Annotated in this window: 6 protein-coding genes; 2 read left to right on the top strand and 4 right to left on the bottom strand. The window is 66.3% G+C overall.

What is annotated here, in order from left to right:
• Positions 1 to 352: 352 nt before the first annotated feature.
• Both Amac_RS45275 and Amac_RS45270 read right to left on the bottom strand, forming a co-directional pair.
• On the bottom strand, positions 353 to 583 hold the full coding sequence (locus Amac_RS45275) for a hypothetical protein (protein WP_218041675.1): 231 nt from the start codon (positions 581 to 583) through the stop codon (positions 353 to 355).
• 80 nt (positions 584 to 663) lie between these two features.
• Entirely contained in the window at positions 664 to 2523 is a 1860-nt protein-coding gene (locus tag Amac_RS45270) for a CASTOR/POLLUX-related putative ion channel (RefSeq protein WP_155360626.1), read from the bottom strand.
• Positions 2524 to 3077: 554 nt separating this feature from the next.
• On the opposite strand from Amac_RS45270, the gene Amac_RS45265 reads away from it, so the two are divergent.
• Together Amac_RS45265 and Amac_RS45260 are read left to right on the top strand one after the other, a co-directional pair.
• Positions 3078 to 3680: a Maf family protein gene (locus Amac_RS45265; RefSeq protein ID WP_246269119.1), complete on the top strand. Its 603-nt coding sequence runs from the start codon at positions 3078 to 3080 to the stop codon at positions 3678 to 3680.
• A 225-nt stretch (positions 3681 to 3905) separates the two neighbouring features.
• Positions 3906 to 4682 (top strand): EI24 domain-containing protein, encoded by a 777-nt coding sequence (locus Amac_RS45260; protein WP_155360624.1) that lies wholly within the window; start codon positions 3906 to 3908, stop codon positions 4680 to 4682.
• 243 nt (positions 4683 to 4925) lie between these two features.
• Here the strand turns inward: Amac_RS45260 and Amac_RS45255 are convergent, their stop codons facing one another.
• Complete coding sequence (locus tag Amac_RS45255; protein ID WP_170322987.1) at positions 4926 to 5933, bottom strand: Kelch repeat-containing protein; 1008 nt, start codon at positions 5931 to 5933, stop codon at positions 4926 to 4928.
• 762 nt (positions 5934 to 6695) lie between these two features.
• The coding region (locus tag Amac_RS55645) for a hypothetical protein (protein WP_218041674.1) at positions 6696 to 7025 on the bottom strand (330 nt) is incomplete at its 5' end.

Genomic DNA, 7025 nt, shown 5'->3' with positions numbered 1-7025 from the left:
CCCCCCACCCGCTCCAAATCCGGCGCCATCCCCATGCCCGCCCCTCCTCCACGCCCACGCCCCCCGATTCCCCAGCCACCCCCACGCCGCGGCCCATCCAACCCCGACAGGTGAGCGAACCCGGTCCAGAGATTCCTATCGGCTCAGTTCAACAGGAATGGCGAATCCGCCAGCATCCGGTCCGAATGCCGCTGCCGCTCCTGGCGCCGGTGCGGCGAGAACCGTCAACTGCGTGAACGGCGCCGGATAACGGCGAGTTACGCGGCGACCTGCTCATTCTGTTAGGCGCCCCTGGCGACCACAAACGTTCACCGGGTTGGGCAGTCGGTCTGCCGGTTCTCGGGCTCGTGGATCACGACATGCGACGTTGGATTCTGTCCCGAACCTGCCGACGCAAGTCCTCGTGGAGGTGCGGGTCCATGCCCTCGGCGCTGAATACGGCGTCCGTGAAGGCAACCACACTCAAGGGAGGCAACTCCCGTAGCCGCTGTTGCGCGCTGGGCGAGAGACAGAACCCGAGATCGACACACAGCTCATCCAGGAGGTGCTGAACCTCAGCGGACAGGCTGTCACGCTCCTTCACGATCACAGTATGGTCCATGGCGGCTTGGACGACTTTGTGGTTGCCGCAGGGCTGATGGGTTCCGGGACGGAGCGGGGCCGTCAGCGTTCTGCTAGGACGATGACGGAGTCGTGAGGGCGGAGGGTGATCGATTGGGATTTATCGGGGTTTAGGGTGACGCCGAAGTGGGGTGGGTGGTTGACGCCGGAGGCGAGGCGGTAGCCGATGGCGGTTTCGCCTCGTCGGCGGGCGGATTCGATCACTGTGGCGAAGCCGACGGGGACGCCTGGTTTGAGGTAGTCGCCGGCGGGCCTCGGGTAGATCTCCGAGCCGCGCGAGTCGAAGAGGTAGCCGAACACGTCGGCCAGGTGCTGGTTCTCGGCGAGCTGAGCCAGCAGGAGGCCGATCACGGTGTCGCTGATGACGATGTCGTCGGCCTCGGTGACCTCGGCCAGGGCGCGGTTGCTCTCCTCGTGCATCTCGCTGACGATCGAGTACCGCTCGCCCAGGGCGGTCTGCATGTCGCGGAGCTGGAGCAGGGTCATCAGGGTGCGGGTGTCGGCGTGGTGGGCGGCGTACCGGTCGTCGGACAGGACGATCACGTGCTGGTAGAGGCCGATGCTGAGGGACTCCAGCGCATACCGGTCGGTGGTGTCGCAGTCTTTGGCGTTGACCGTGAGATGGCGGAGGCCGGGCAGGTCGGCGCCCGCGTCCGGATGGTCGGCGGCGATGTCGAGGACCGAGCCGGGGGCCACGTAGCCGTCCAGGTAGCGGACGATCTTGCGGGCGCGGCTGTTCCAGCCCAGGATCAGGGTGCGTTCCGGCTGGGACTCGGCGCGGTCGGCGGTCACGATGGCGGTCGCGTCCACTTTGGCGGCGCTGCCCGCCAGCCTGATCATCGAATCGTCCTGGGCGATGACGATGATCTCGTCCGCGGTGCCGATCGGGGTGTCCATCGGCGGGTTGAGGGTGACCGTCCCGCTTTTCCGCAGGCCGATGACGGTGGCGCCTTTGAATGCGGCCAAGCTCTCGCCGTACGTACGAGTGGCCAGGGAGGGGTCGGCGCGCAGGTAGATCTCGCCGTCGTCGAAGTTGAGCAGGTCCATGCAGACGACCGACATTCCCGACTGGCGGGAGGATTGCACGATCAGCCGGGCGGCGGTGTCGTCGGAGTCGACCAGGTGGACTTTCGGGCCGCCCGCGAGCCTGGCCGCCGCCATGTTGGCGGAGTCCGCGATCGCGGCCACCGTCGGCGGATGCGCGCCCGCGCGTTTGGCCAGCGCCAGCAGGGTTTTGATCACGTGCGCGTCCGGGTCCTCGCCCTGGGGCGACAATACGACCACCGAACTGGCGTCCTGCAGGTTCATCAACGCCAGGTCGGCCGGTTCGGTGGGCCGCCCGGTCCGGCACACCAGGCGCGTCCTGCCGGTGTCGCCGAGGCGGGAGCGGATCTCGTCCTCCATCGTGAGTTTGTCGCGATCCGCGAGAATCGCGATGATCGATCCGCGCTGGCTGGCGTTGGCCTTCACGAGTTCGCCGACGATCGTGAAAATCTGGTCCGACCAGCCGAGGATGACGGTGTGACCCGCCTCGATGATCCTCGATCTGCCCTTCCGCAGGTCCTCGATCTTCTCCTTCAGCCCTGTGGACAGCAGGCTGACCAGGATGCTCACGATGAAGATCCCGCCGAGCGAGGCGACCAGCATCAGCGCCAGGTAGGGCGCGGTCCCACCGTCACTGGCGATCTTCCCCGGGCTGAGCGTCCGCATCAGCGCCGCCCACATGGCCCCCGGCAGGCCGTCCTTGACCTCCGCCGGAGTAAGCCACAACGCGAACCCGCTCACCACCAGAATCAACACCGCCGAAACCAGCGCCAACCACCCGATCAGCGCCGCCGTCCCTTTGGACATGGTGTTGTCAAACCAGTACCGAACCCGCTCCCGGAGCGTAGCCCTCGCCACCCGACCCCCTCAAAGATCGCCTCAACAACCGCCCAAGCTACCCTTCACCCCCCAAACCCACAGAAGAAACGAAATATCCAAACACGCTCCTGTCAGAGGGTGCTCCTCACCAAGGAGTCATCAGGCACGTTTACGCGCGGACTGTCGTACGCGTGCCGCTTCACGGCGACGACTGACCTGCATCAGGCACGTCCACGTGGGGACTGCCGGGCGTTGCGAGGGGTCGCGAGCGGAATCCGATGGATGTGCGGGAAGCCATTGCGACGGCAGGACCGGGTGGAGCCTGGAAGGGACCGGAGGGTGGGTGGGAGAACCACCGTGGCCACGGCGAGGGCGGGGGCGGGCGGAGCCCGCGGGAAACAAACGGGCTGGGTGGGTGGGAGAACCACCCCAATAATGTGCCGAGCGGAACTCGGAGAGCGGGCGAAGTCTGGCGTGGCCAGGGCTGGGGGGTCTGGGCGAAGTATGCCGGTGTGGTTGGGTTTGTGGTTGGGTTTGTGGTTGGGTGGATCGTTGGACGGTGGAGGGGGCCGCACGATCTAAGCTTGGGTGGCGTGACTGAGATCGTGCTGGCTTCCGCGTCTCCGGCTCGGCTGGGTGTGCTGCGTGATGCGGGACTCGACCCCAAGGTGATCGTCAGCGGTGTGGATGAGGACGCGATCGTCGCGGCCACTCCCAGTGATCTCTGCCTGGCTCTCGCTCAGGCGAAAGCCCGTGTCGTAGCCGATAGTCTCACCGGCGACATTCTTGTCATCGGTTGTGACTCGGTTCTGGAATTCGATGGTGTGGCATATGGAAAGCCGGATTCCGCGGACGAAGCCGTGGCACGGTGGATCGCCATGCGGGGTCGATCCGGCCACCTGCTGACCGGCCACTGCGTAATCCACACGACCTCCGGCCGTACCGCGTCGGCCGTCGGCTCAAGCGAGATCCGCTTCGGCACACCCACCGATGCCGAAATCGCCGCTTACGTCGCCAGCGGCGAACCCATGAAGGTCGCCGGCGCATTCACACTCGACGGCCTCGGCGGCTGGTTCATCGACGGCATCGTCGGCGACCACGGCAACGTGCTGGGCATATCCCTGCCTCTCCTCCGTCGCCTATTCACCGATCTGGGTTTCCCCATCACACCTTTCTGGCAACGCTCAGCCTCCTGATCCTCTCGCGACCTCAGCGGAAGTCCAGGCACCCGCGACGCCTACGGTCCCTTCCGGCGACGGAACATTGGGGCGGGTCGCCCGCCGACGCCAGGGCCTCCGCCGCGCCCATCTGAGGCCGTCATTTCCGGCCAGAATGCCGCCAACCCCTGACCCCGCATCGTTGGCTTGAGCCGTTGGAACGAGCCGTCGCGGTGGGGGAGCGGACACGCTAGCCTGCCGGGCATGAGTGGCATAGGGCAACCGGTTCGGCGTGGCGTAGGCGGGTTCGCGGACGGGGTGGGGTTCTTTCTGAAAGGACTGGGCTGGTGCGCCCGGCGTCCCGGCTGGTGGTTGTTCGGGCTCATTCCGGCTCTGATCGCGTTCGTGCTGTACGTGGTGGCGCTGATCTGGCTCGCCACGAATGCCGGCGACATCGCCGCGTGGATTACCCCGTTCGCCGATGACTGGGGCTGGAGGGGCCTCTTCCGCACCCTGATCGGAATTCTCATCTTCGTAGTCGGCCTCGGACTGTCCATCATCACGTTCACCGCCGTTACGCTCGCCATCGGCGAACCCTTCTACGAGAAACTCTCGGAGAAGGTCGAAGAGGACTTCGGCGCGGTGCCCGGCGACGACCTGCCTTTCTGGCGCTCGCTGTTCCGCTCCATCCGCGACAGCCTCATGACGCTCGTCTACGTTCTGATGTTCACGATCCCCTTGTTCATTCTCGGATTCGTCCCCGTGATCGGCCAGACGATCGTCCCCGTCCTCGGCGCCCTCGTCTCAGGCTTCTTCCTGACCGTAGAACTCACCGCCCTCGCCATGGAACGCCGCGGCCTCCACCGCAAGGACCGCTTCGCCATCCTCCGCAACAACAAGGGCTCCGCCCTCGGCTTCGGCGTAGCCATCTTCCTCACTTTCCTGATCCCCTTCGCCGCCGTCATCGCCATGCCCGGCGCCGTAGCGGGCGCCACCCTCATGGTCCGCGTACGCCTAGCACCCTCAACCCTGGTGCCCTAACACTCGAAATATCCGTTACACGGGTTCGTTTGGGCTTCGTACCCGTGTTGTCATCACGTGTTGTGGCATGCCAACGGTGGGATGGCCTGGTGCAATTGCCGACGGCGGTGCTTAGCGTGCGAGCGTTTGCTTTGGCGGATCTCGTCGGCGGTGAGCGCGATCAGGTCTCAGCCGTCAACGGGAGTGAACTGTGGATGCCGTACTTGAAGGGCAACGGCGCGGCAGATTTCCAGTGCCGCGCTCTCATGCGCGCGGCACGAAGAGATAGGCCGCCGCGCGCGGTGTGATGTCCTCGTCGTAGCCGCCGGTGATCAGCACTCGGCCGTCTCGCAAAATGGTCGCCGTGCCGACCAGGCGGGTCGCGTCCAGCGACCCGCCGACCGGGTGAAACCGCCCGTTGTAGATCTCCGGAATCCGCGCTCCACCCGCGATCAGAATCCGGCCATCGGTCAGCGGCACAAGCGAGCCATCGAACTTGTAGCGTGGCTCGATCATCGGCGGCAGCTCACGGAACCTTCCAGTGTCTGGGCTGTACAGTTCGGCCACGTTGAGCAGGTTGTCGCGATCGCCGTCGCCAGGAACCGAGCCACCCGCCACCAATACGGCCCCGTCCTCCGTCACCGCCGCACCCAGTTTCCGGCGCGCGGTCTCCATCCGCCCCGTGACGCGCCACCTGAACGCGTCAGGGTCGAAGATCTCAGCGCTCGTGCTAACGGGATCCCCACCGACCACGAAGATCCGACCGTCCCGCAGCGTCACCGCCGTGCCTCCGCTTCGCGGCGTCGCGGCCGGGGCGGGGGCGAACCGTCCGGTCCGCGGATCATAGATCTCCGCGCTGCCAAGGATTCGCCCGCCGGACCCCGTACCACCCGTGATCATCACACGCCCATCCGGCAGCGACGCCGCCACATGCCCGCCCCGCCCCTCTGCCATGGAGCCCGCCGGCCGGAATGCCCCCGATCCAGGATCGAACACTTCGGCGCTGCTCACCGGATCCCTGCCCTCGCCGGGCCACCCGCCGACGATGAGCACACCGCCATCCGGCAGGCGAGTGGCGGTATGCCCGGTCCTCGCCGATCCCATTTCCGGCCCCGCTACGAAGATGCCACGCTCGGGCTCGAAAAACTCCGACCGCCGACCTCGCTCGCTGTCCTCGCAGCCGTGGGCGGTGAACCCTCCCGCCAGCAGCACCCGCCCATCTCGCAGCAGGGTGGCCGTATGCGCGGCCCGCGGGATCCCCGCGTCCCCCACCGATCGCAGCATCGTGCCCGCTGGGTTCGCGCTTGGCCGGGTTCCTTCCGTCTCCCGTGAGCTGGCTGTCTCCCGTGAGCTGGGCGTGGAACACCCGGCGAGTACGAGCACAACGCCGATCACGTACATCCATCTCATGCTCGGATATACACCGCTAGATGCCTCCGGGTTTCCGCCGCTTGGTACGGCGGTCGTAGCTCGTGACCCGGCCCTCTTCCTCCATGATCGTCTGACGGGTGTGAACTGCGCGTGGCGGCCGGGCGATTGTGGTGGTGATACCAACGGGCTCGGTCCTGGTGACGGCTCCGCCAGGTGATTCAGCGCACGTCGAGTGCGTGGTGGCGGGCGACTGCGTCGTGCGTCAACACGGTCGCGTGCCGGGCGAGCAGTTTGAGCAAGCTGGAGACCTCGCCGACCCTCAGGGTGATCCGGCCGCGTCCATCAGCCTGGGGAATCGGTGCCGGTGCGCGGCAGAAGGGGTAGCGGGTGATGACCGCGTTCGATGGCGCTGATTATCGGCCAGCACCGCTAGGGTGCCAATCACCGCTGGCACCGCTAGGGCGTCAGCACCGCCGGCACCGCCAGGGCGCCAATCACCAAGATGACGTGGACGGCGCCGGATAACGATGAGCGACCCGGTTCCGGTCGGCTTGCTCCGGGTTCCCTGGTCTGGAGCGCCTGCCTGGCGGTGTCGGCCAGGTCGGCCATCGACGACTGGTCGTCCTCGAATCGGCGATCACCGTGCAGACCGGCGCTGCGTGTTCATGCGTCTCGTTGGTCGTTGGCTTTGAGGAAGGTCTCTACCTGGCGCTGTAGTTCTTGCAGGTCGTTGATGACTCTGGTCAATTGTTGAGACCAGGATTCGGCCTGTTCTGGTGAGGCTTCTTTTTCGAAGCCTTCGGTGGCGGCGATTAGGGCGGGGAAGCCGTCGAGTGTCGCCGCGAGATTGTCCAGGTGCCGGGTGGGTCCGGGTGAGGCTTCGTAACCCTGCGGTTGGGGTGGGTGCGCCTCCGGTGTGAATGGTGGGTGCGCCGCTGCTGATGTAGTGATCGCTTGTGGTGGGTGGGGGATTGCGGGCGGATGGGATGGCGG

Source organism: Acrocarpospora macrocephala (assembly GCF_009687865.1).
GTDB classification, from domain to species: domain Bacteria; phylum Actinomycetota; class Actinomycetes; order Streptosporangiales; family Streptosporangiaceae; genus Acrocarpospora; species Acrocarpospora macrocephala.
The sequence above is the reverse complement of the archived record's forward strand: the minus strand, read 5'-3'. Positions and strand labels throughout refer to the sequence as shown.